This is a genomic window from Nesterenkonia sedimenti (assembly GCF_012641515.1).
GTDB classification, from domain to species: Bacteria; Actinomycetota; Actinomycetes; order Actinomycetales; family Micrococcaceae; genus Nesterenkonia; species Nesterenkonia sedimenti.
Map to the genome: position 1 here is coordinate 1 of NZ_JABAHY010000024.1, position 22,283 is coordinate 22,283.

Genomic DNA, 22,283 nt, shown 5'->3' on the forward strand with positions numbered 1-22,283 from the left:
CGGGCGGGGAAACTGCTGTTCATCCTTCATAAAACCCACGCTACCCCTGGGGGTGGACATGCCCATGTACCGGGCCAATCCCCGGGCGATGTCTTCCGCTGAAACTGAACTCTTCCTCCATAACCCCACGCTACTTTGGGGTCCGGACACGCCGATGTTCCACCTGAGAATACCGAGCTCTCAAAGCGTCGGACAGCCAGTTTCGTCTCCATGTACTAACGCTATGAGCAACACCCGACATGGCGATGTTCCGCGATGATTGACTGCAATCTCAAACGGGATATACCGAAGCGAGTTCGGTCCGGGACCGGATGCCCAGTTTCGAATAGATCCGGGTTAGGTGATACTGAACAGTCTTCTCCGAGAGGAAAAGTCGCTGGGCAGTTTCAGGGTTAGTCAGTCCCTGGGCGACGAGATCCGCAACTGCCTGTTCCTGGGGAGTTAGGGGAGTCGACGTCGTCGTCTCTTCTCCGCTTCGTTGCCGGTCCTCAGTGCGGAAGGAGGTCAGTCCGGTGGCACGCAGCTCCTGGCTGCAGTACTGCACCATTCGCTGGGCCCCCACGGACTCATAGAACTCCAGGGCCTGTTCGATGTTCTTCGCCGCCAGACGCCTTCGGCCAGCCCTGCGCAGGAACTGTCCCAGGGCCAGTCGTGCCTGTGCCGAGGCGGTCTGCCGGGTGGTTCCGGAAGTCAGCTCCACTGCCTCCGTCAGGAAATTCTCGGCTGATTGAGCGTCTCCCGCGGCCCCGGCTGCCCGGGCCGCAGCAACCAGGGCGGCACTGCGCACATGCAGTGGAGCGCTGTCGGTGCAGTCCAGAAACTCCTGACTCAACCGATGCGCCTCAGCCACCTGGCCGATATCCACCAGCGCACTGATCAGCTCCGGCTGCCAGGGCCAGAACGAGATGCGGTCGCTGCGCCAGGGATCTGACTCCTGCAGCGGGATCAGTGCAGCCGCACTGCCCTCGGGGTTTCCACGGACCCGTGAACGCAGGGCACGGGTCAGCCGAGCCGGCACCTGCATTGCCGTATAGCTGTGCAGGGCATCGGCGGCCCCGGCAGTGCGCCACAGATTAGTCTCCGAGGCACCAGCCTGCAGACTGCGGATCTCCTCGACCGTCCACTGCAGCATCGGAACCACAATGGCCATACTCGAACGCTGTGCCTCCACCAGGGCGGACTCCGCCGTCTGCAATGCGTTCTCCCATTGGCCCAGCAGATACTGCACCCGGGCCAACCACCCCTGAGCCCACAGCGAAACTCGAAGCGACCCATCCTGATAATGCACTGGCACGGCAGCCTGCAGTTCCCCCAGCCCGGCCTCCAGATCCCCCGTGATGATCCGAATCCAGCCGGAGTAGAGGTGGAAGCGCTGACTCTGGGCCGGAGCATCACCTAAGGACTGAAGGGCACCCAACGCCTCGAAATCCGGAGCCTGCCCACCGGCAGTGCTGGCCAGGGCACTGATCGTCTGAGCCTCAGTGTGCTTGGGGTCATCGGGATCCGAGAGGATCATGGTCTGCTGGGCCCAGCGCTGGGCTGAGGCAATATCCCAGCGCATCACCGCATCCAGTGCCTTACGCACTGCCAGCCGCGCAGATCCACCCACCGGGGGAGTGGGGGAGCGCTCGGCGCGGTTGAGCAGCTCCTCGGTCTCAGCGGCCATCCCGTGGTGCATGGAGATATGGGCCAGCACCATATCCCGGTCCGCCGAGGCAGGCATGGCCTCGATCTCCGGAAGCCATAGCGCACTGCGGTCCAGGCGCCCTGCCGAAACCAGTGCATCCACCCCTGCCAGTAGCAGCCGATTGCGTTCACTGGCCACCGCGCAGAGTCCTGCGGCGGCGATATGGAACTCCGCGGACTCATTCCACCGCCCCTGATGGCCACGCAGCTCAGCGACCTCGGCCAACTGGGCCGCCAGCTCCGGCTGTGCGCCAACCTCAGCCCGGGCCTGCAGCAGCAGGCGGCGACCTGAATCGGCTGCGAAACTCGCTGCGGTGGCGGCCAGGCTCCGCAGAACCGAGGGCAGTGTCGTCTCCCGGATGACCAGACGGGCCAGCGGGTGATGAAAGGTCACCGCCCGCTGTGTGCCATGGGTGTTCTCCCGCAGCAGCCCCACCGCCACACAGTAGTCCAGGGCTGAGAGAGGATCGACGACGCCGGCAATCTCACCCATAGTGGGCAGATCGAAATGGCTGCCCACCACCGCATAGGCCTGAGCCAGGGATTTCGCCTCAGCCGGGAGCCGGTCGAAAGCCGCCCGCGCCCGGGTCCGCACTGCAGGTGGTACGGGCAGCCGTTGGGGACTGCGCGGCCAACGCCCCATCGGCAGAGCCTGCAGTACACCCACAGTGTCACCCAGCCAACCCCCGGTGTGATGCCATAGGGCCACCGCACTGTAATGGTCGAAGTCGCGGATGCGAAGATGCTGGGCCACATCCAGAATCTCCAGGGGCTCCAAGGTGCCCAGCTTCACCCGCCGGTGCAGGGGGCTGCGCAGAAACTCGGCTATCGACGATTCCGAGGCTGGCGCTGGGAGACCGGCTGCGGCGTCGTCGGCGATTCCGAAGACCGCAGTCAGCCGAACATTCCTGGCCAGGCGGATGGCGAATGTCAGGGCCGCAAGACTCTGCGGGTCAGCGCGCTCCACGGCGTCCAGGAGCACCAGCCGATGCTCTGCCGGGGCTGAGCCCTGCCAATGCTCCAGCAGCCGCTGTCCTTGGGCCTCAGGTGTCAGCGGCGGTTCCAGCTGACCAGGCAGCAGCTGTCGCAGATAGGCCCAGGCGATCTCCTGGGTGCCGAAATCCGCCATGGCGAGGTCTCGGGGTCCCTGGTGGAGGCCGAAAGCAGTGGTGAGCACAGTGCTCCGTCCGGCCCCGGCGGGTCCGGTCAGGATCAGCGTCTGCGGCAGGCCCGCTGAGGCAGGAGCGGAGTCGAGAATGCTGCTGACTGCATGCCGCAGCGCCTTGGGCATGCGTTGGTGCTGATCGGGGTCCACTGTCGCTCCTCCTCATCCGGGACCCCCTGGGTCAAGACTAGGGATCCCCCTGATGTGAGTGTATGTGATGCGTGTCACGATCGGTAGAGCGAGTTAATTCGCTGTAACTGAGAGACCTATGGGAAGAGGTATTGGCCACATGTCAGAAGTCCTTGTGAAGGCCGATCCGACCAAAGAACGCAACACAGCGGCGTGGGTGACGTTCATCGCTTCCTTCGCCCTGGTGTTCGACGGCTACGATCTGACAATCTACGGCACTGTCCTGCCGACCCTGCTGGCGGACCCCAGCCATATCGGAGACCTAGACCCCGGCACCGCCGGCGCCCTGGGCTCCTATGCGATGCTCGGAGTCCTCTTCGGCGCGCTCTTCGCCGGCGCCATCGGCGATTTCATCGGGCGGCGAAAACTCATGCTGCTGAGCATCGCCTGGTTCTCGGTGGGCATGATCATCACCGCGATGGTGCAGACCGTGTTCATGTTCGGGCTGCTGCGGTTCCTGACCGGACTGGGTCTGGGTGCGCTTTTGGCCGTCGCCGGTGCCACCGTGGCCGAATTCGCCCCCGCCGAACGGAAGAGTCTCTACAACGCCGTGGCCTACTGCGGTATCCCGCTGGGCGGTATGCTCGCCGCCGGTCTGGGCATCCTGCTGATGGACCACATCGGATGGCGAGGCCTGTTCATCATCGGCGGCACCCCGCTGCTGATCATCCCGCTGGCCCTGGTCAAACTGCCAGAATCCCCACGCTGGCTGCTCTCCCGCGGACGCCGTGAGGAGGCCATTGCGCTGGCCACCAAGCACGGGCTTCCCCTGGTGGAGGAGTCCAAGATGGTCGACGACGTCAAGGTCACCGAACGCACCGGCTTCGCCGCCCTGCTGACCAAGAAGTTCCTGCTGCCCACGATCTTCATCGGGTTCATGGCCTACTCCGGGCTGCTGCTGACCTACGGACTGCAGACCTGGCTGCCCAACATTATGGAAGGCTACGGCTACGATCCGGATGCATCCCTGTTCTTCCTGCTGATGCTGAACTTCGGTGCCGCCTTCGGCGCGATCATCTGCTCCCGGGCCGCCGATAAAGTCGGCCCCCGGCCGCTGATCCTGGGTTCGTTCATCCTCGCGGTCTTCAGCCTCTCGCTGCTGACCATCGAGTTCCCGCTGCCGGTCATGCTGTTCCTGATCGCCTGCGCGGGTATGGGCAGTATCGGCACGATGATCCTCGGCTACGGCTTCGTCGCCGGGTACTACACCACCAACGCCCGCGGTGCTGGTGTCGCCTGGTACGCCGGCTTCGGCCGACTCGGCGGGGTCACCGGTCCACTGATCGGCGGCTTCCTGGCCGGTGCGGGGCTTAGCGCCAATGCCAACTTCTACGTCTTCGCCGGCGTGGCGCTGATCGGTGTCCTGATGATCTCACTGGTCCGCCGCCAACGCGATATGGAGCAGCTCCACGAGGCCATCGAGGACGCCGAAGAGGACAAGAAGGTCCTCGAGGAGACCTAGTCAATGCTCAGCGTCCGACCCTGCCGAAGAGTGAGGCGATGGGCGCGACGATCAGTGCACGCGTTGCCAGGATGCCACCGATGATGACCAATAGGGATGCGGCGAAGAGCCAGAACCCGGTCCAATTGGTGGCGTCCTGGCCGGTGTAGATGAGGTTCAGGTTCCGCAGCGCACCGGTGGCGAAGACCAGGAAGATGTGCACCAGGATGAAGACCACAAAGTAGATCATCACCGGGAAGTGGACCGCACGGGCCAGACCGGTGGGGAAGATCCTATTCAGGGTCTGGTTATCGGCCGGCCACAGTCCCGACATCCGAACGCCGGTGGCGATAGCCAGGGGTGCTGCGATGAAGATCGTGGTGAAATAGGCCAGTTCCTGCATGGAGTTGTAATGGGCCCAGTCGTGATTGGTCGGCCAGTCCAGGGAGGCATACTGCAGTCCCGCAGAGAGGGCATTGGGGAAGACCTCCCAGCTGGTGGGCACCACCCGGGTCCAATAGCCGGTGGCGAAGAGCAGAACCACAAAGATCACACCGTTGAGCACCCAGAGCAGATCCAGGGCCTGATGCAACCAGATGGTGAGGCTGATCTTGCGTTTCTTATTCCACTTCGGGGTCCAATAGGCCTGCGGGCGCGCCTCTCCACGGATCTGGATGCCGGTCTTGATGATCAGCGCCATCAGGAAGGCGTTGAAGAAATGCGCCCAGTTCAACCACCAGGGATAGCCATCGGGTGCATCGGGCTGGGAGTACTGACCCGGATAGCGGTCCAGGAAGTCAGATCCAGCCGAGGTGCCCAGGAACCATTGGGTGCCCAGGACAATCGCGGCAGCAAGAGCGACGACGCCGACTACCCCAACAGCTGCGACCAGGCCCCACCGTTTGGCGCTGCGGCCGAAGTAATTGGTTGCCTCTTGGGCGGCGGGCTGCTTGGTGGCAGGCGCAGGGGCAGGGGTCGGTGCCGGAACTGGTTCTACAGGGGGTCCCTGCTGTTCAGTCTCTGCCTTTGCCTCGGCAGGGGTGGGGGTGGGTGTGCCCAATCCACGACGACGCGGCTCCGACTTCTCGGGCTCGGCCTTGGGCTCGGCCTCACCTGCAGCGCGGGGGACCGGAGTGCCACCGAGGCCGATGCGCCGGCCAGGTTTCACCGGCCGGTCACCGGCGGACACAGGCTCCTGCTCCTCGGCGACTGGCTGATCAGCCACTGGTGCCGCAGACCGGGCGGGATCACCGGAAGCCTCTGTAGATCCCAGAGATTCCTGGGGAGCCTGGCTGGCGTGATCGGTCGGTGCGGGAACTGCCTCAGCCGCCCGTGGGATGGGAGTCCCACCCAATCCACGGCGATACCGGCCGCTCGCCACTGGAGGGGCAGATGCAGGAGTTTCCGTCGTCGTCGGTGCCTCTTGTTCGGCCTGTGCCTGCTCCGCCTCCGCGGCTCGAGCGGCGGCCTCTTCCTCGGTGCGCGGCAGCCCGCGTCTGCGGTGGCCGGGATCAGGAGCCATCGGAGGCCTTGATGGTCTCGATCAGCTGGGGAACGACCTCGAAGGCGTCGCCGACCACACCGAAATCGGCGATATCGAAGATCGGCGCCTCGGGGTCTTTATTGACCGCCACAATCGTCTTCGCCGTCTGCATGCCCGCCTGGTGCTGGACCGCACCGGAGATGCCCAGTGCGATATACAGATCAGGGGAGACGGTCACACCGGTCTGTCCCACCTGGAGGGAGTGGGCGGCGTAACCGGCATCCACGGCCGCACGGGAGGCACCGAGACCTGCGCCCAGGGCATCGGCCAGCTGCTCGGCCAGCTCGAAGCCCTCCTTCGAGCCCAGTCCACGGCCACCGGAGACCACAGTCTTGGCCGTGGCCAGATCCGGGCGGGTCGAGGTCTCAGCGGTCTCAGCGAACTCAGTGATATTTGCTGCCGGCAGATCAGCAGCGCTTACCTCCAAGGACTCAATCACCGGCTCAGCAGCCTCAGCACGGGCATCAATGGCGCCATCACGAACGGTGACCACCAGAGTGTTATGCGTCAGCGCCGATTCAGTGGTGTAGCTGGAGCCGTAGACCGAATGATGGGCCACAACGCCCTCATCATCGCGGTGCAGGCCCACCGCATCAACAGCCAGAGCGCTGGTAGTGGCCACTGCAAGACGGGCGGCGATATCCCGGGCATCGGGATCCGCGCCAAAGAGCACTGCCTCCGGGGAGGCCGCATCGAAGGCTGCGCGCATGGCCGCCAGATACGAGGCGCCGAGGGCGTCGTCGTCGTACTCTGTCGTGTAGACCTTCTGGGCACCCAAGGTTCCCGCCGTCTGGGCGGCCTCTTGGGCCTGACCATTCTTACCCACCACAACACCTACCGGGGTGCCGATCTGTGCGGCAGCCCCCAGCAGTCCCGGGGCGGAGCCGATCAGCTCACCGGTGGGCAGGACGGGGAGGAAAACGAGGATATTCTGCTCAGCCATGATCACACCAGCTTCTTTCCGATGAGGTACTCCGCCAGCTGCTTACCGGCTTCACCCTCATCAACAACCTTCTCACCAGCAGTTCGGGCCGGGGTCTCGGAAACCGAGAGCATAATGGAGCGCGGCACATCCGCCCCGGCGTCAATCCCCAGATCAGCCAGGGAATAGCGCTCCAGGGGCTTCTTCTTCGCCGACATAATCCCCTTGAAACCCGGGAACCGCGGATCCGGCAGCCGCTCAGAGACTGAGATGACAGCCGGCAGCTCGGCCTTCAGTGAGACCGTTCCCCCGTAGCTGGGCCGGTCTCCGGTGACCTCAGCCTCGGTGATGGTGACACTCTCGAGACTGGTGGCATGAGCGACCCCCAGATGTTCGGCGACCATCGCCGGCAGCACACCGGCGGCACCATCAGAGGAGAGATCGCCTGCGATGACGAGGTCAAAGCCGATCTTCTTGATCGCCGCCGCCAGCACCTCAGCGGTCAGACTCAGATCTGAGCCGGCCAGCTGCTCATCGGTGACCAGATGCGCGGAATCAGCACCCATGGCCAGGGCCTTGCGCAGGGTCGCCTCAGCGGATTCCGGGCCCATGGTCAGCAGGGCAACCTCAACGCCCTCAGCGGATTCTGCATGGGAGACCGCAGCCTCCACCGCACGGGCAGTGATCTCATCCAATACCGGATCACTGGCTGCACGGTCAGCCAGGCCAGTGGTCAGATTCAGCTTCCGCTGCCCGTAACTGTCCGGGACCTCTTTGACCAGCACCACAATCTTCATACCAGGTGCTCACTTCCTTCCGTTTAGACCGGTTCCAGACGGATGGCACCGTCCAGCCGGATCGTCTCGCCGTTGAGCATGGGGTTGTCGATGATCTGGGTGACCAGCTTCGCGAAGTCCTCCGGCCGGCCCAGTCGCGGCGGATGCAGGGTCTTGGAACGCAGCGACTCTTGGGCGGCCTCGGGCAGGGAGCTGATCATAGGGGTCTCGAAGATCCCCGGTGCCACTGAGACCACGCGGATGGCATGGGCGGCAAGCTCCCGGGCTGCCGGCACGGTCAGGGAGGCCACCGCCCCCTTGGAGGCGGAGTAGGCGATCTGCCCGATCTGGCCTTCATAGGCGGCCACTGAGGAGGTGTTGATGATGACTCCGCGGTCCTCACCGGAAGCCTCATTGGTCCGCATCTGCTCGGCGGCATGGCCCATCATATTCACCGTGCCGCCGGTGTTGACCGCCACCACCTTCATGAACCGCTCACAGTCCAGGGGCCCGGATTTGCCCAGCAGTTTGCCTGGGGTGACGACACCGGCACAGTTGACCAGCACCCGCAGGGGACCGGCCGCGGCAGCCAGCTTGACCGCCTCAGCAGCTGTCTGGGGGTCAGTGACATCACCGGCTAGGAACTGAACCTCACCGGGGAGGCTGCGCACAGCCGCCTCGGGGTCCCGATCCCCGGAGCCGGGAAGATCCACGACGACGACCTCGGCCCCTTGGGCAGCCAGGGTGCCGGCCACCGCGTGGCCCAGACCGGAGGCTCCTCCGGTGACGATGGCACTGGAGCCGCTGAGATTCATAGTCTTCCTATCAGGTACGTACGGTCAGCTGCTGGGTCAGGGCCCCGACAGGACCGTGGATGTCATGGACGATAGTGTGGGTCAGCCCCAGGCCGGTGGGACCGAAGGAGACGTGGGTGTCGAAACCGACCTCCTCGCCCTCGGGCAGCCGGAAGAAGGAGACGGTCAGATCCACATTCGGGAAGGCCACCTCCTCGGGCTTCTGCCGCACCGCGATCCCATTGGCGGTGTCCAGCAGGGCGCAGAATTTGGCGAAGCTGCTGGCTTCCTCGCCCTGTAGCAGCGGCAGCGGGGAGCGGATCCAGGCTCGGGACCGGCCCGGCTCCTGGTAGTCCCGGTTGCCGGAGGTCGAGGCGATGAAACCGCCGGGCCAAATAGTGCTGGCATCCCAGGCCGGCATCTGCTCGGGGGAGGGGATCCCCGGCAGGGAGCTGCCCTCTACCGAGCGGGTGTCGAATTCGGCCAGCCCCCAGGCGCGCAGCACCACAATGGTCTTCTCCCCATAGCTCATACGGGCCTCGACCAATTCGATGGTCCGGCCGGGCCGGATCACCTCGATCTCGATCTGGACCTCGCCCACCGGGACGGTGCCGAAGATATCGAAGGAGAGCCGGCACAGCTGCAGGGGATCAGGCCGTCGGGCAGCCGCCTCCTGCTCCACGGCGTGGACCATCAGCCCCAGGGGCGAGGAAATATGCTGTTCGGCCTCATTCCACGCCCCCGAGACTGCTTCGGTGGCACGGTAGCGACCACCGCCGAGGGGAATGAAATACGCCAGGGGTGTCTCAGTCTCTACAGCAGTGGTCATCGACTACCTCAGACCTTCAGAATCAGAGCGTCACCCTGACCGCCGCCTCCACAGAGGGAGGCTGCCCCGGTACCGCCGCCACGGCGGCCCAGCTCCAGAGCCAGGTGCAGCACCAGCCGGGCACCGGAGGCCCCGATGGGGTGGCCCAGGGCGATGGCGCCGCCATTGACGTTGACCTTCTCATCGCTGATGCCCAGGGAGCGGGCAGATGCGATGCCGACTGCGGCGAAGGCCTCATTGATCTCGACCAGATCCAGCTGATCGGCGTTGATGCCCTCCTTGGCCACAGCAGCCTCAATAGCTCGTGCCGGCTGCAGCTGCAGGCTGGAGTCGGGACCGGCGACCATACCGTGGGCGCCGATCTCAGCGATCCAGCTCAGTCCCAGCTCCTGCGCCTTGGCCTTATCCATAACGATCACCGCGGCCGCGCCGTCGGAGATCTGCGAGGCCGAGCCGGCAGTAATGGTGCCCTCCTTATCGAAGGCCGGGCGCAGTTTGCCCAGGGATTCGGCGGTGGCATTGCCGCGGACACCCTCATCCTGGTCGACGACGAGGTCATCACCTTTACGCTGCGGAACGGTGACCGGAACGACCTCATCGGCGAAGGCTCCGGCCTCCCAGGCTGCGGCAGCCTTCTGGTGGGACTGGGCGGAGAACTCGTCCTGCTCCTGCCGGGTGGCGGCATTGTCGTCGATATTGCAGGCCTCGGTCAGTGCGCCCATGGACTGCTGGGTGGCCTGGTCGAAGAGCCCGTCATAGGCCATGGAGTCCACCAGGGTGGTATCCCCATAGGTGGTCCCGGTGCGGGACTTCGGCAGGATATGCGGGGCCTGGGACATTGACTCCATACCGCCGGCCACGATGGTGGTGGCCTCACCGGCGCGGATGAGCTGATCAGCTGTGGCAATGGCGTTGAGCCCGGAGAGGCAGACCTTATTGATGGTGATCGCCGGAACGCTGGTGGGGATATCAGCACCCAGGGCAGCGGTGCGTGCGGGGTTCTGCCCGGCACCTGCCTGCAGCACCTGGCCCATCACCACGTAGTCGATCTGATCGGCGGCCACACCGGATTTCTCCAGTGCCCCGGCGATGGCCTTGGACCCCAGCTGTGCGGCGCTGAAGCTGGACAGTCCGCCCAGCAGACGTCCGATGGGGGTGCGGGCCCCATTGATGATCACAGTGCTCATACGTTTACTTCGACTCCTTCAGTGGCGGCCACCGATTCCTCATCGACGGTGATCTCGGGCTCGGTTGCCTGGCGGACCTCATCTACGGTGACTCCGGGGGCCAGCCGGCGCAGCACCAGCCCCTGGTCAGTGACATCGAGGACAGCCAGATTGGTGATGATCCGGTTGACCACCCCGACCCCGGTCAGCGGGAGGGTGCAGTCCTTGACGATCTTAGGGGACCCATCCTTGGAAGTGTGATCCATGACAATGATCACCCGGGGGGTGCCTGCCACCAGATCCATGGCTCCGCCCATGCCCTTGACCAGTTTGCCGGGGATCGCCCAGTTCGCGAGGTCACCCTCAGCGGTGACCTGCATTGCGCCCAGGATTGCGGCGTGCACATGGCCGCCGCGGATCATGGCGAAGCTGGTGGCCGAATCGAAGATCGAGGCACCGGGCAGCAGGGTCACAGTCTGCTTGCCGGCGTTGATCAGATCGGGGTCCTCCTCGCCCTCATAGGGGAAGGGACCGGTGCGCAGGATGCCGTTCTCCGACTGCAGGGTCACATTGACCCCCTCGGGGAGGTAATTGGCCACCAGGGTGGGGATACCGATCCCGAGGTTGACGTAGTCGCCGTCGTTGAGCTGAGTGGCAGCAACGGCCGCCATCTGTTCACGAGTCCAGGTCATGTCAACGTTCTCCTTCAGCTGGTGGGGCGGGGCCGGGTGGTGCGCTGCTCGATATGCTTCTCCGCCGTGGCGGGGATCAGCCGCTGGACGAACACGCTCGGAGTGTGGATCTGGTCCGGGGCGATCTCCCCGGGGGCCACAATATGCTCCGCCTCGGCCACTGTGACCTTGCCGCAGGTTGCTGCCTGGGCGTTGAAGTTCCCGGCGGTCAGCCGGTAGCGCAGATTGCCGTACTCATCGGCGGTATGGGCGTGGACCAGGGCGAGGTCGGCGACGATGCCGCGCTCGAGCACATAGGTCTCGCCGTCGAACTCCTTGGTCTCCTTACCCTCGGCCACCTGGGTGCCCACACCGGTCTTGGTGTAGAAGCCGGGGATGCCTGCACCACCGGCACGCATCCGCTCGGCCAGGGTGCCCTGCGGGGTGAACTCCACCTCGAGCTCACCTGAGAGGTACATCTCGGCGAATTTCTTATTCTCACCGACATAGGAGGCCAGGACCTTCTTGACCTGGTTGTTCTCCAGCAGAACACCGAGGCCCTTGCCGTCAACGCCCATGTTGTTGGAGGCCACGGTGAGGTCTGTGACCCCATGCTCACGTACCGCCAGGATTAGGTCAGTGGGGATACCGCTGAGCCCAAAACCGCCGACTGCCAATGTCATCCCATCGAATAGCAGGCCGTCTAAGGCCTCTGCAGCGCGGGTATAGCGTTCAACCACTGCGCTCTCCTTCCATTGCTTATGTCAGTTCAGCTGGTCTCTTCGGCTCGTACATCATCCACTGCCCCCGGTGTGGCCAGGAGGTCCACCGCCTGCTGCCGCATCTGGACCTTGCGCACCTTCCCGGTGACAGTGGTGGGGAACTCGTCCACAATGACCACATAGCGGGGGATCTTATACTTGGCCAGCTGCCCCAGGCAGAACTCACGCAGCCCATGGGCAGTCAGCCGGGGCGCATCCTTGCGGAGCCGGACCCAAGCCATCAATTCCTCACCATATTTGTCATCGGGGACGCCGATCACCTGAGCATCAACAATATCGGGATGTGTGTAGAGAAACTCTTCGATCTCGCGCGGGTAGATATTTTCACCGCCACGGATGACCATATCCTTGATCCGCCCGGTGACCTTCACATAGCCCTGGGTGTCCATCCTGCCGAGGTCCCCGGTATGCATCCAGCCCTCGGAATCAATGGCCTCGGCAGTCTTCTCCGGGTTGTCCCAGTATTCCTTCATCACCAGATAGCCGCGAGTGCACAGCTCACCATCGGTATCCACCGGCAGGGTCTCACCGGTTCCGGGATCCACAATCTTGACCTCAACATGGGGCCCGACCCGCCCGACCGTGCTGACGCGTAGGTCCAATTCGTCATCGGTGCGGGTCTGCAGGGACACCGGGGAGGTCTCGGTCATCCCGTAGCAGATGGTCACCTCGGTCATATTCATCATGTCGATGACCTGGCGCATGATCTCCTCCGGGCAGGGGGAGCCGGCCATAATGCCAGTGCGCAGGGAGCCGAGATCGTAGTCGGCGAAGTTCTCCAGACTCAGTTCGGCGATGAACATGGTCGGCACCCCGTAGAGCGAGGTGCAGCGCTCGTCCTGGACGGTCTGCAGGGTCGCCTCGGGGTCGAAGGAGGGGGCGGGGATGACCATCACCGAGCCATGGGTGATGGCGGCGAGATTGCCCATCACCATGCCGAAGCAGTGGTAGAAGGGCACGGGAATGCAGATCCGGTCGGCCTCGGTGTAGCGGTTGATCTCACCGACGAAGAACCCGTTGTTCAGGATATTGCGGTGGCTCAGGGTCGCGCCCTTGGGGAAACCGGTGGTCCCGGAGGTGTACTGAATATTGATGGGGTCATCATTGCCGAGCTGACCGGCGATGTCATCCAGGGTCTGCTCATCGGGTTCCACCGAGAGCAGCTGGTCCCATTCAGCGCTGCCCATGATGACCTTGAGGTCCAGGGTGCCCAGTTCCTTCTCGGCCGCATTGAGCATGGCGGGATAGTCCTGGGTTTTGAACACATCCGAGGAGATCACAGCGGTGATCCCGGCCTGCTTGAGCACATAGTTGAGCTCATGCTGGCGGTAGGAGGGGTTGATATTGACCAGAATGGCGCCCAGCTCGGCGGTGGCGAACTGGGTCAGTGTCCACTCCCAGCTGTTGGGGCCCCAGATGCCCACGCGCTCGCCTTTGCGAACCCCGGCCTTATGCAGTCCGGTGGCCAGCCGGCGGACATCCTCGCGCAGCTGGGCGTAGGTCCAGCGCTTCTCAGCGTGGGCGTCGACCATCGCTTCCCGTTCGGGGAACTTCTCGCTGGTCAGCCTCAGCGCCTCACTGATGGTGGTCTCCAACAGCGGGGTGTCGGTGGGGCCGGTGTCATGCGAAAGTTCCAGGTTCATCTGTTCTCCTGAGCTTCTTGGGGTCTGCGGGGCCATTCGCAATTCCAGTTAATGCCGCTAAACTCAAACTAGCATGTTGTGATCTGCCCCACAACACTGAATCCTGTACCCCAAGCGGATAATTCACAAGCCCACTTAACAACTCCCCGGGAGGGTCCCATGGCCGCAGAAATCGAGACGATCATCAGCAGCTGGGAGCAGGAGTACGGGCATACCCATGCCCAGGCCGCCCACCTCCTCTGTGATCGACACCCAGAGGACGACGTCGCCTTCACCTTCATCGCCGAGGACCTCAGTACCAGCGAGCTCACCTATGGACAGCTGGCCGATGAATCCCGCCGGCTGGCCGCTGGGCTGCAGGCCCGCGGAGTGGGGGAGGGGGATCGGGTTCCGGTGCTGATGACCAAACGGCGGGAGCTGATCATTTCCCTGATGGCACTGTGGCGATTGGGCGCGGTCCATGTCCCGCTGTTCACCGCGTTCGCCTCCGGGGCCATCGAGCTTCGAGTCAACGAATCCGCGGCGCGGTTGGCGATCACAGAGGCCAGTCAGGCCCAGAAGTTCAGCAGCCTCCAAGAGCAGCTGGAGCTGATCGTGATCGAAGAGGACTATGCAGACCTCACCACCGGCCACGGCAGTCACACCGAGGCGGTGGCCGTCGGCGGTGAGGGGCCCATCGTCCAGCTCTACACCAGCGGCACCACCGGCAAGCCCAAAGGTGTGGTGGTCCCGCTGCGCGCCCTGGGTTGCTTCGTGAGCTATCAGCACTTCGGCATCGATCTGCGCGCCGAGGATGTCTTCTGGAATGCCGCCGATCCCGGCTGGGCCTATGGGCTCTACTTCGGGGTCCTGGCCCCACTGGCCACCGGTCGCAGAAGCATTATGTTCAACGCCGCCTTCAGCCCGGAATCCACTGTGGAGGTCATCCAAAGGCTCGGGGTCACCAACTTCGCCGGTGCACCCACGGTCTACCGGGCCCTGCGGAAATCCGGAGTGGTCCAGGGGTTGAGGCTGCGCAGGGCCTGCTCAGCCGGTGAGCCGCTGACCCCCGATGTCGTCGAATGGGCACAGGAGGCCCTCGGCGTCGAGGTTCGGGATCACTACGGCCAGACCGAGCTGGCCATGGCAGTGTGCAACCACGCCCACCCCGATCTGCGCGAGGAGATTCGCACCGGCTCCATGGGCAAGCCGCTGCCCGGATATGCCGTGGACATCATCGACGGTCAGATCGCCATCGATGCCGCGAATAGCCCCCTGATGTGGTTCACCGGCTACCAGGGGGCACCGGAGAAGACTGCCGAACGGTTCACCGCCGATGGCAGGTGGTACCTCACCGGGGATGCCGGCTATACCGATGAGGGCGGCTTCTTCTACTTCACCGCCCGCGATGACGATCTCATCCTCGCCTCCGGCTACCGGATCGGGCCCTTCGACGTCGAAAGCGTGCTGATCACCCACCCCGAGGTCGCCGATGTCGCCGTGGTGGGCAAAGCGGATCCCGAGGGGATTCGCGGCGAGGTCGTCCACGCCTATGTGGTCCCCGCCGCCGGCCAGGGGAGTCAGAAGCTGGCTGATGAGCTCAAAGAGATGGTCCGTTCGGAATATTCACGGCATGCCGCGCCCCGGCAGATCAGCTTCGTGACCGAACTGCCCAAAACCCCCAGTGGCAAAGTGCAGCGCTATATCCTGCGTCAGCAGCACTGATCAGTAGAGCTGAGCTCAGCGGCAGTCGATAGCGGCCCGGGCCATAGTCGCCAACACCGGTGCGCTCTCAGCCACCTCCTCAGGGGAGGGCTGGCGCCGGTAGGCATGTTTCATCGAGTGAGCGGTGGAGTTGATCAGCCCGAAAACCCCATGGATGCGAGTGCGCAGCTGCACCTTGGTCAGCCCGGGGTGGATCTGCTTGATCGCCTCACCCCAGATCCCGATGTAATCGCGCTGCATCCGGCGCACTGTCTCGCGGTCAGCCTCCAAAAGCTGCGGCATCTCCTGCTCCTGGACACGGATGATCTCCGGTGTGCCCAGGGCGAACTCCACATGGAAGTCGATGAGCTGATCGATCTGCTCGTCGACCTCCGGATAGTTGGCCTGGATCTGCTGTCCGCCGTCGAGCAGCTTCTCGCTGATATCCACTAACAGCCGGCCGAGCATATCCTGCTTGCCCTTGAAATGCCGGTAGATGGCCTGGCCGGAGACGCCCACCTCGCTGCCGATGTCATCGAGAGCCACCGAGGAATAGCCATAGGTGCCGAAGAGCCTGCCGGCCGTCTCCAGAAGATCCCGGTAACGCTGTTCCTTCTCCGTCTGGCGTCGGGTTTTGGGCTTAGCCCGGGCACCCTCGCCGGTCATGCTGGACAAACGTGATCACCGCCACTATCTTAGGTTTCAGTTAGTCATTATTAACTCAAAGGGGTTCGCCCCGACAAGCTTGGTAGGGAGGATACCTAAGGTGGAGTCACTCCTCAGCGAGGCGGATCCGCAGTCAGCGGCCTTTCAGTCCCACGCAGAGGTCAACCGGCAGCTGGTCGCAGAGCTCAAAGACCATCTGTACCGGGCATCCCTCGGTGGACCTGAAAAATCACGCCAGCGTCATCTGGACCGCGGCCGGATGCTGCCCCGGGACCGAGTCAACCGGCTGCTGGACGAGGGCAGCCCCTTCCTGGAGGTCGGCGCCCTGGCCGCCCACGGGATGTATAACGACGACGCCCCCGGTGCCGGCATCATCACCGGTATCGGACTCATCCACGGCCGCCAGGTCATGGTGGTCTGCAATGACTCCACGGTCAAAGGCGGAACCTATTTCCCGATGACCGTGAAGAAGCATCTGCGCGCCCAGCAGATCGCCGAGGAGAACCACCTGCCGTGTATCTACCTGGTGGACTCCGGGGGAGCCTTCCTGCCCATGCAGGACGATGTCTTCCCCGATAAGGACCACTTCGGCCGGATCTTCTACAACCAGTCTCAACTCTCGGCGAAGAAGATCCCCCAGATCGCAGCAGTCCTGGGCTCCTGCACCGCCGGCGGGGCCTATGTCCCGGCGATGAGCGATGAATCGGTCATCGTGCGCAACCAGGGCACGATCTTCTTAGGCGGTCCACCACTGGTCAAAGCCGCCACCGGTGAGGTGGTCACCGCCGAGGAGCTCGGCGGGGCCAAGGTCCACACCTCCGAATCCGGGGTCGCCGATCACATCGCCGAGAACGACGATCACGCCCTGCAGATCATCCGGGATATCGTCTCCACCCTGCCCTGCCCCAAACCCCGGGCCTGGCAGGTACAGAAGCCGCTGCCCCCACGCCGGGAGGCCGAGGAGCTCTACGGGATCATCCCCACCGATGTGAACCAGCCGATGGAAGTCCGTGAGGTGATCGCCCGGCTGGTCGATGACAGCGCCTTCCACGAATTCAAACGCGACTACGGAACCACCCTGGTCACCGGATTCGCCCATATCGACGGGCATCCGGTGGGCATTGTGGCCAATAACGGCATCCTCTTCTCGGAGTCCTCACTCAAGGGTGCCCATTTCATCGAACTCTGCGACCAGCGCGGCATCCCCCTGCTGTTCCTGCAGAATATCTCCGGGTTCATGGTCGGCCGCGACTACGAGGCCGGCGGAATCGCCAAGAACGGCGCGAAGATGGTCACCGCCGTGGCCACCACCCGAGTCCCGAGGATCACCGTGATCATCGGCGGCTCCTTCGGGGCCGGAAACTACTCCATGTGCGGGCGGGCCTACTCTCCGCGTTTCGTCTTCATGTGGCCCAATGCCCGGATCTCCGTGATGGGTGGAACCCAGGCCGCCTCCGTGCTGGCCACCGTGAAACGCGACCAGCTGGAGGCAGCAGGAGAGGAATGGCCAGAGGCTGCCGAGGAGGAATTCAAGGCTCCGATCCGCCAGAAATACGAGGAGCAGGGCCAGCCCTACTACTCCACCGCAAGGCTCTGGGACGACGGGGTCATCGACCCCGCAGATACCCGTCGGGTGCTGGCCATGGCCCTGGAGACCTGCGCCCATACCGAACTGCCGGATACCAACTTCGGCCTCTTCAGGATGTGAGGGGAATCCATGTTTTCTAAAGTCCTGGTCGCCAACCGGGGAGAGATCGCCTGCCGGGTGATCAGAACACTGCACCGGATGGGTATCACTGCGGTGGCCATCTACTCCGAGGCCGATGCCGGGGCCAAACATGTGGCCCTGGCCGACGAGGCCCTCTGCGTGGGCCCCGCGGCTGCCAATAAGTCCTATCTCAATATCGAGGCCGTTATCGAAGCGGCATCCAGCACAGGTGCTGAGGCCATCCACCCCGGCTATGGGTTCCTCTCCGAGAACGTGGAATTCGCCCGAGCCTGCACTGCTGCGGGCATCACCTTCATCGGACCGGCCGAGGCCGCCCTGGAGATCATGGGCGATAAGATCCGCTCGAAGAACCATGTGGCCCAGGCCGGGGTCCCCCTGGTGGAGGGAATCAGCGAACCCGGGCTCAGCGATGAGCAGCTGATCAGCGCAGGGGAGAAGATGACCTTCCCGGTGCTGATCAAACCCTCAGCCGGTGGCGGCGGGAAGGGTATGCATGTGGTCGAACGCCCTGAGGACCTCGGCGAAACCCTGGCCACAGCCCGCCGGGTCGCCAAGGCTTCCTTCGGGGACGACACTCTGTTCATCGAACAGCTCATCCGCTCACCACGGCATATTGAGGTTCAGGTCCTCGCCGATGCCCAGGGCAATGTCATCCACCTCGGCGAACGCGAATGCTCCCTGCAGCGCCGCCACCAGAAGGTCATCGAGGAAGCCCCCTCGGCCCTGCTGGATGAGGCCACCCGGGCCCGGATCGGCCAGGCCGCCTGCGACACCGCCCGCAGTGTGGACTACCTCGGAGCCGGCACTGTGGAATTCCTGGTCTCCGATGAGGAACCCGAGAAGTTCTACTTCATGGAGATGAACACCCGGCTACAGGTCGAACACCCGGTCACCGAGGAGGTCACCGGAATCGACCTCGTCGAACAGCAGATCCGGATCGCCGCAGGCCAACCGCTGAGCCTGCGTCAGGAGGACATCACCCTGACCGGCCACTCCGTGGAAGCCCGCATCTACGCCGAGGACGCCGAAGCGAGATTCATGCCCAGTGCCGGCACAATCATCGGCCTCCAGGAACCCACCGGAGAGGGCATCCGGGTGGACTCCGGGATGCTGCCCGGACTGGTGATCGGCACCGACTACGACCCCATGCTGGCCAAGGTCATCGCCACCGGGGCTGATCGCGACCAGGCACTCAGCCGGCTGCACCAGGCCCTGGGCGGAACCATCATCCACGGACTGACCACCAATACCGCCTATCTGCAGCAGCTGGTGGCCGATGAGGATGTCCGCCGGGGACAGATGGACACCACCATGATCGAGCGGAAACTGCCCGATCTTCAGTTTCCCACCCCACAGCAGCATCACGCTGTGGCCGCAGGGCTATTGGCTGCCCAGTTGAAGGGACTGCATCCCGAGACCGCGGGGAATCAGGAAGAGGGACCCACCGGTTGGCAGCCCGACGGCTGGCGGCACAGCGGAGCGCAGAACCCCGTCTTTGCGGTCAGCTGGCAGCCCCCCGGTACCACCGCAGAGCCTCAGGAGTTCGACGTCATCGTCGATGGTTCTTCCCGGCTCATCCCGGTGGGGGAGGGCCGCTACCTGCTGCGCAGTAGTGCCACCGCCACCGAAGTCCACCTCACCGCCGGGGAGGGCAGCCGGCAGACCGGGACCGAGATCTGGATCAGCTCAGGCGATTTCACCGGAGCCCTGTCCGTCCTGGACCAGGAGGCGGCCACCCACCGACAGCTGGCCGAGATCGAGGCCGAGCTCACCGAAGCCCTTCCTGAGGTCACCGCCCCGATGCCCGGAACAGTAGTCGCCGTCGGGGTGGAATCCGGCCACGAGGTCAACGCCGGAGACGTCCTGGTGGTCATCGAGGCGATGAAGATGGAACACCGGCTCGCCGCCCCCACCGCGGGCACAGCACGCATCAATGTGGCACTGGGGGATCAGGTCTCCCTGGGCCAGGTCCTGGCCGCTGTCGAGGCGGAACAGGCAGAGAACACCGAGAGTAAGGATTGAGAAATGACCCAGCTGCTATCTGAGGAGCACCAGGCGCTGGCCGAGTCCGTCCGCGATTTCGCCGAACAGGTCATCGCCCCGGTCGCCGCCAAACACGATGAGGAACACAGCTTCCCCTATGAGGTCATCGCCCAGGCCGGGCAGATGGGACTGTTCGGGTTGCCCTTCCCCGAGGAATACGGGGGAGAGGGCGGGGACTACCTCGCCTTCTGCCTGGCCCTGGAGGAGGTCGCCAAAGTCGACCAGTCGGTGGCCATCACCCTGGAGGCCGGTGTGGGACTGGGTGCGATGCCCATCTACCGCTACGGCACTGAGGAGCAGAAGCAGAAGTGGCTGCCCGGGCTGCTTTCGGGGAAGAACCTCGCCGGTTTCGGACTCACCGAATCCGATGCCGGCTCCGATGCCTCCGGCACCCGGACCACTGCCCAGCTGGAGAACGGGGAATGGGTCATCGACGGAACCAAGGAGTTCATCACCAACTCCGGAACCGATATCACCTCCCTGGTCACCGTCACTGCGGTGACCGGGCAGTCCGAGGCAGCCGATGGCAGTGTGAAGAAGGAGATCTCCACGATCATCGTGCCCTCCGGCACGCCCGGATTCTCCGTGGGAGCCGGTTATGACAAGGTCGGCTGGAACGCCTCCGACACCCACCCGCTGTCCTTCACCAACTGCCGGGTACCCGAGGAGAACCTCCTGGGTGTGCGCGGCCGCGGTTACGCCAATTTCCTCGGTGTCCTCGATGAGGGACGAATCGCCATCTCCGCTCTGGCCACCGGTGCCGCCCAGGGCTGTGTGGACAAGGCCGTGGAATACGCCAAGGAGCGAAAGACCTTCGGCTCAGCGATCAGCTCCTATCAGGGGATCTCCTTCAAGATCGCCCGGATGCAGGCCAGGGCGCATAACGCCCGGCTGGCCTACTACCACGCCGCCGAACTCATGGCCGCCGGTAAGCCCTTCAAGACCGAAGCCTCGATTGCGAAGATGATCGCCAGTGAGGCGGCCATGGACAATGCTCGGGACGCCACACAGGTCTTCGGCGGCTACGGGTTCATCAATGAGTACACCGTGGCCCGGCACTACCGGGACTCCAAGATCCTGGAGATCGGTGAGGGCACCACTGAGGTCCAGCTGATGCTCATCGCCCGGTCCCTGGGCCTTCAATAGGGAGGAACCGGATGAGCGAAGAGAAGAAAATCGTCCAGCAGCGTGGCCTCTACTTCGACGAACTGGAGGTCGGCACCGTCTATAAGCATGCTCCGGGACGGACCCTGACCGAGGCCGATAACGTCTTCTTCACCACCCTGACCATGAACACTCAGTCCCTGCATCTGGATGCGCATTGGTCAGCCTCCCAACCCTTCGGCCAGCCACTGATGAACTCCATGTTCACCCTGGCCACTCTCGTGGGAGCCTCGGTGGCCCAGATCAGTCAGGGCACGATTGTGGCCAATCTCGGCTTCGAAGAGGTGAAGTTCCCGCATCCGCTCTACCACGGGGACACTCTCTACTCGGAGTCAGAGATCCTGGACAAACGGCTCTCCTCCTCCCGCCCGGGGCAGGGAATCGTGAAGATCAAACACATCGGCCGTAACCAGGAGGGAACCGTGGTGGCCGAATGCACCCGTTCTGTCATGCTGTGGGTGAAGGAGGCTGCCCCTGATGAGCACAACTGATCTGGCCTTTCCGCTGGGCCCGGCCCTGCTGTTCTGCCCCGCCGACCGGCCCGAGCGCTACGCCAAGGCCGCTGACCGCGCCGATGCGGTGATCCTCGACCTCGAGGACGCCGTGGCCCCTGCCGATAAACCCGCAGCACGCAGTGCGGTGGCAGAGCATCTTGCTCAGGCCCCCCAGGAGCTGCTGGCGCGGACTATCGTGCGGGTCAACCCACCGGGGACCGAGGATTTCGAGAACGACGCTTCAGCCCTGGCCGCCAGCCGGGTGCAGTATGTGATGCTGGCTAAGGCGGAGGCCGCCGAGCAGGTCCAGCAGCTGCAGGCAAAGCTCCCGCAGGCCAAAGTGGTCGCCCTCTGCGAGACCGCCGCCGGGGTCACCGCCGCCGAGGCGCTGGCCGCCGAGCCGGGCACGGCAGCGCTGATGTGGGGAGCCGAGGACCTCATCGCCTCCATCGGCGGAAGCTCATCCCGGCTGGCCGATGGCCGCTACCGGGATATCGCCCGGTATGCCCGCAGCCGAGTGCTGCTGGCAGCAGCGGCCTATGGCAAAGCAGGTATCGACTCCATCTACGCCGATATCGCCGATACCCAAGGACTCAGCGCTGAATGCGAGGACGCGGTCGGCAGCGGTTTCGCCGCCAAGGCCTGTATCCACCCCGCCCAGGTGGAGACCATCCGCGGTGCCTACCGGCCCAGTGATGAAGAGGTGGAATACGCACAGGCGCTGCTGGCCGAGGTGCCCAAGCACGGCGGAGTCTTCCAGTTCCGCGGTGCCATGGTGGACGGTCCGCTGATCCAACACGCAGAACGCATCCTCCAGCGGGTATGAGCTAGTTGTATTTCCCCGTGAGGTTGTGAACGCGGGCTGAGGGAACAGCGCCTCCGAGCGCGGTGTGGGTT

Annotated in this window: 18 protein-coding genes; 7 read left to right on the top strand and 11 right to left on the bottom strand. The window is 64.2% G+C overall.

Annotation, left to right across the window (positions count from 1 at the left end):
• Positions 1–271: 271 nt before the first annotated feature.
• A complete protein-coding gene (locus HGQ17_RS15785; RefSeq protein ID WP_168888613.1) occupies positions 272–3,001 on the bottom strand; it encodes a LuxR C-terminal-related transcriptional regulator in 2,730 nt (909 codons plus the stop codon).
• Positions 3,002–3,140: 139 nt separating this feature from the next.
• On the opposite strand from HGQ17_RS15785, the gene HGQ17_RS14200 reads away from it, so the two are divergent.
• A complete protein-coding gene (locus HGQ17_RS14200; RefSeq protein ID WP_168888614.1) occupies positions 3,141–4,502 on the top strand; it encodes an MFS transporter in 1,362 nt (453 codons plus the stop codon).
• Between the two features lie 7 nt (positions 4,503–4,509).
• Here the strand turns inward: HGQ17_RS14200 and HGQ17_RS14205 are convergent, their stop codons facing one another.
• The 9 genes from HGQ17_RS14205 to HGQ17_RS14245 all read right to left on the bottom strand — a co-directional run bounded on the left by HGQ17_RS14205 (position 4,510) and on the right by HGQ17_RS14245 (position 13,607).
• Entirely contained in the window at positions 4,510–6,003 is a 1,494-nt protein-coding gene (locus HGQ17_RS14205; protein WP_168888615.1) for a cytochrome b/b6 domain-containing protein, read from the bottom strand.
• Positions 5,993–6,967: an electron transfer flavoprotein subunit alpha/FixB family protein gene (locus tag HGQ17_RS14210; protein WP_168888616.1), complete on the bottom strand. Its 975-nt coding sequence runs from the start codon at positions 6,965–6,967 to the stop codon at positions 5,993–5,995. Before HGQ17_RS14210 ends, HGQ17_RS14205 begins: the two co-directional genes overlap by 11 nt.
• Positions 6,968–6,969: 2 nt before the next feature.
• Positions 6,970–7,743, bottom strand: a complete 774-nt coding sequence (locus HGQ17_RS14215) for an electron transfer flavoprotein subunit beta/FixA family protein (RefSeq protein WP_168888617.1) — start codon at positions 7,741–7,743, stop codon at positions 6,970–6,972.
• 23 nt (positions 7,744–7,766) lie between these two features.
• A complete protein-coding gene (locus HGQ17_RS14220; RefSeq protein WP_168888618.1) occupies positions 7,767–8,537 on the bottom strand; it encodes an SDR family NAD(P)-dependent oxidoreductase in 771 nt (256 codons plus the stop codon).
• 10 nt (positions 8,538–8,547) lie between these two features.
• On the bottom strand, positions 8,548–9,345 hold the full coding sequence (locus HGQ17_RS14225) for a thioesterase family protein (RefSeq protein WP_168888619.1): 798 nt from the start codon (positions 9,343–9,345) through the stop codon (positions 8,548–8,550).
• Positions 9,346–9,353: 8 nt separating this feature from the next.
• Complete coding sequence (locus tag HGQ17_RS14230; RefSeq protein ID WP_168888620.1) at positions 9,354–10,532, bottom strand: acetyl-CoA C-acetyltransferase; 1,179 nt, start codon at positions 10,530–10,532, stop codon at positions 9,354–9,356.
• Entirely contained in the window at positions 10,529–11,203 is a 675-nt protein-coding gene (locus tag HGQ17_RS14235) for a CoA transferase subunit B (RefSeq protein WP_168888621.1), read from the bottom strand. The genes HGQ17_RS14230 and HGQ17_RS14235 overlap by 4 nt, the downstream gene beginning before the upstream one ends.
• A 14-nt stretch (positions 11,204–11,217) precedes the next feature.
• The gene (locus HGQ17_RS14240) at positions 11,218–11,865 is read right to left on the bottom strand and encodes a CoA transferase subunit A (protein ID WP_211090701.1); all 648 of its coding nucleotides are present in this window, start codon (positions 11,863–11,865) and stop codon (positions 11,218–11,220) included.
• A gap of 86 nt (positions 11,866–11,951) precedes the next feature.
• The gene (locus HGQ17_RS14245) at positions 11,952–13,607 is read right to left on the bottom strand and encodes an AMP-binding protein (RefSeq protein WP_168888623.1); all 1,656 of its coding nucleotides are present in this window, start codon (positions 13,605–13,607) and stop codon (positions 11,952–11,954) included.
• Between the two features lie 159 nt (positions 13,608–13,766).
• Between HGQ17_RS14245 and HGQ17_RS14250 the strand changes: the two genes are divergently transcribed.
• Positions 13,767–15,311, top strand: a complete 1,545-nt coding sequence (locus tag HGQ17_RS14250; RefSeq protein ID WP_168888624.1) for an AMP-binding protein — start codon at positions 13,767–13,769, stop codon at positions 15,309–15,311.
• Between the two features lie 15 nt (positions 15,312–15,326).
• On the opposite strand, the gene HGQ17_RS14255 is transcribed toward HGQ17_RS14250, so the two are convergent.
• A complete protein-coding gene (locus tag HGQ17_RS14255) occupies positions 15,327–15,956 on the bottom strand; it encodes a TetR/AcrR family transcriptional regulator (RefSeq protein WP_168888625.1) in 630 nt (209 codons plus the stop codon).
• A 100-nt stretch (positions 15,957–16,056) separates the two neighbouring features.
• Between HGQ17_RS14255 and HGQ17_RS14260 the strand changes: the two genes are divergently transcribed.
• From HGQ17_RS14260 to HGQ17_RS14280, 5 genes are read left to right on the top strand one after another with little or no spacing between them, the layout of a single operon-like run.
• The gene (locus HGQ17_RS14260) at positions 16,057–17,664 is read left to right on the top strand and encodes a carboxyl transferase domain-containing protein (protein WP_168888626.1); all 1,608 of its coding nucleotides are present in this window, start codon (positions 16,057–16,059) and stop codon (positions 17,662–17,664) included.
• A 9-nt stretch (positions 17,665–17,673) separates the two neighbouring features.
• Entirely contained in the window at positions 17,674–19,707 is a 2,034-nt protein-coding gene (locus HGQ17_RS14265) for an acetyl-CoA carboxylase biotin carboxylase subunit (RefSeq protein WP_168888627.1), read from the top strand.
• A 3-nt stretch (positions 19,708–19,710) separates the two neighbouring features.
• Positions 19,711–20,874 (top strand): acyl-CoA dehydrogenase family protein, encoded by a 1,164-nt coding sequence (locus tag HGQ17_RS14270; RefSeq protein WP_168888628.1) that lies wholly within the window; start codon positions 19,711–19,713, stop codon positions 20,872–20,874.
• A gap of 11 nt (positions 20,875–20,885) precedes the next feature.
• Positions 20,886–21,383 (top strand): MaoC family dehydratase, encoded by a 498-nt coding sequence (locus tag HGQ17_RS14275; protein ID WP_168888629.1) that lies wholly within the window; start codon positions 20,886–20,888, stop codon positions 21,381–21,383.
• Positions 21,370–22,212, top strand: coding sequence for an HpcH/HpaI aldolase/citrate lyase family protein (locus HGQ17_RS14280; protein ID WP_168888630.1), 843 nt, complete (start codon positions 21,370–21,372; stop codon positions 22,210–22,212). Before HGQ17_RS14275 ends, HGQ17_RS14280 begins: the two co-directional genes overlap by 14 nt.
• Positions 22,213–22,283: the final 71 nt, after the last annotated feature.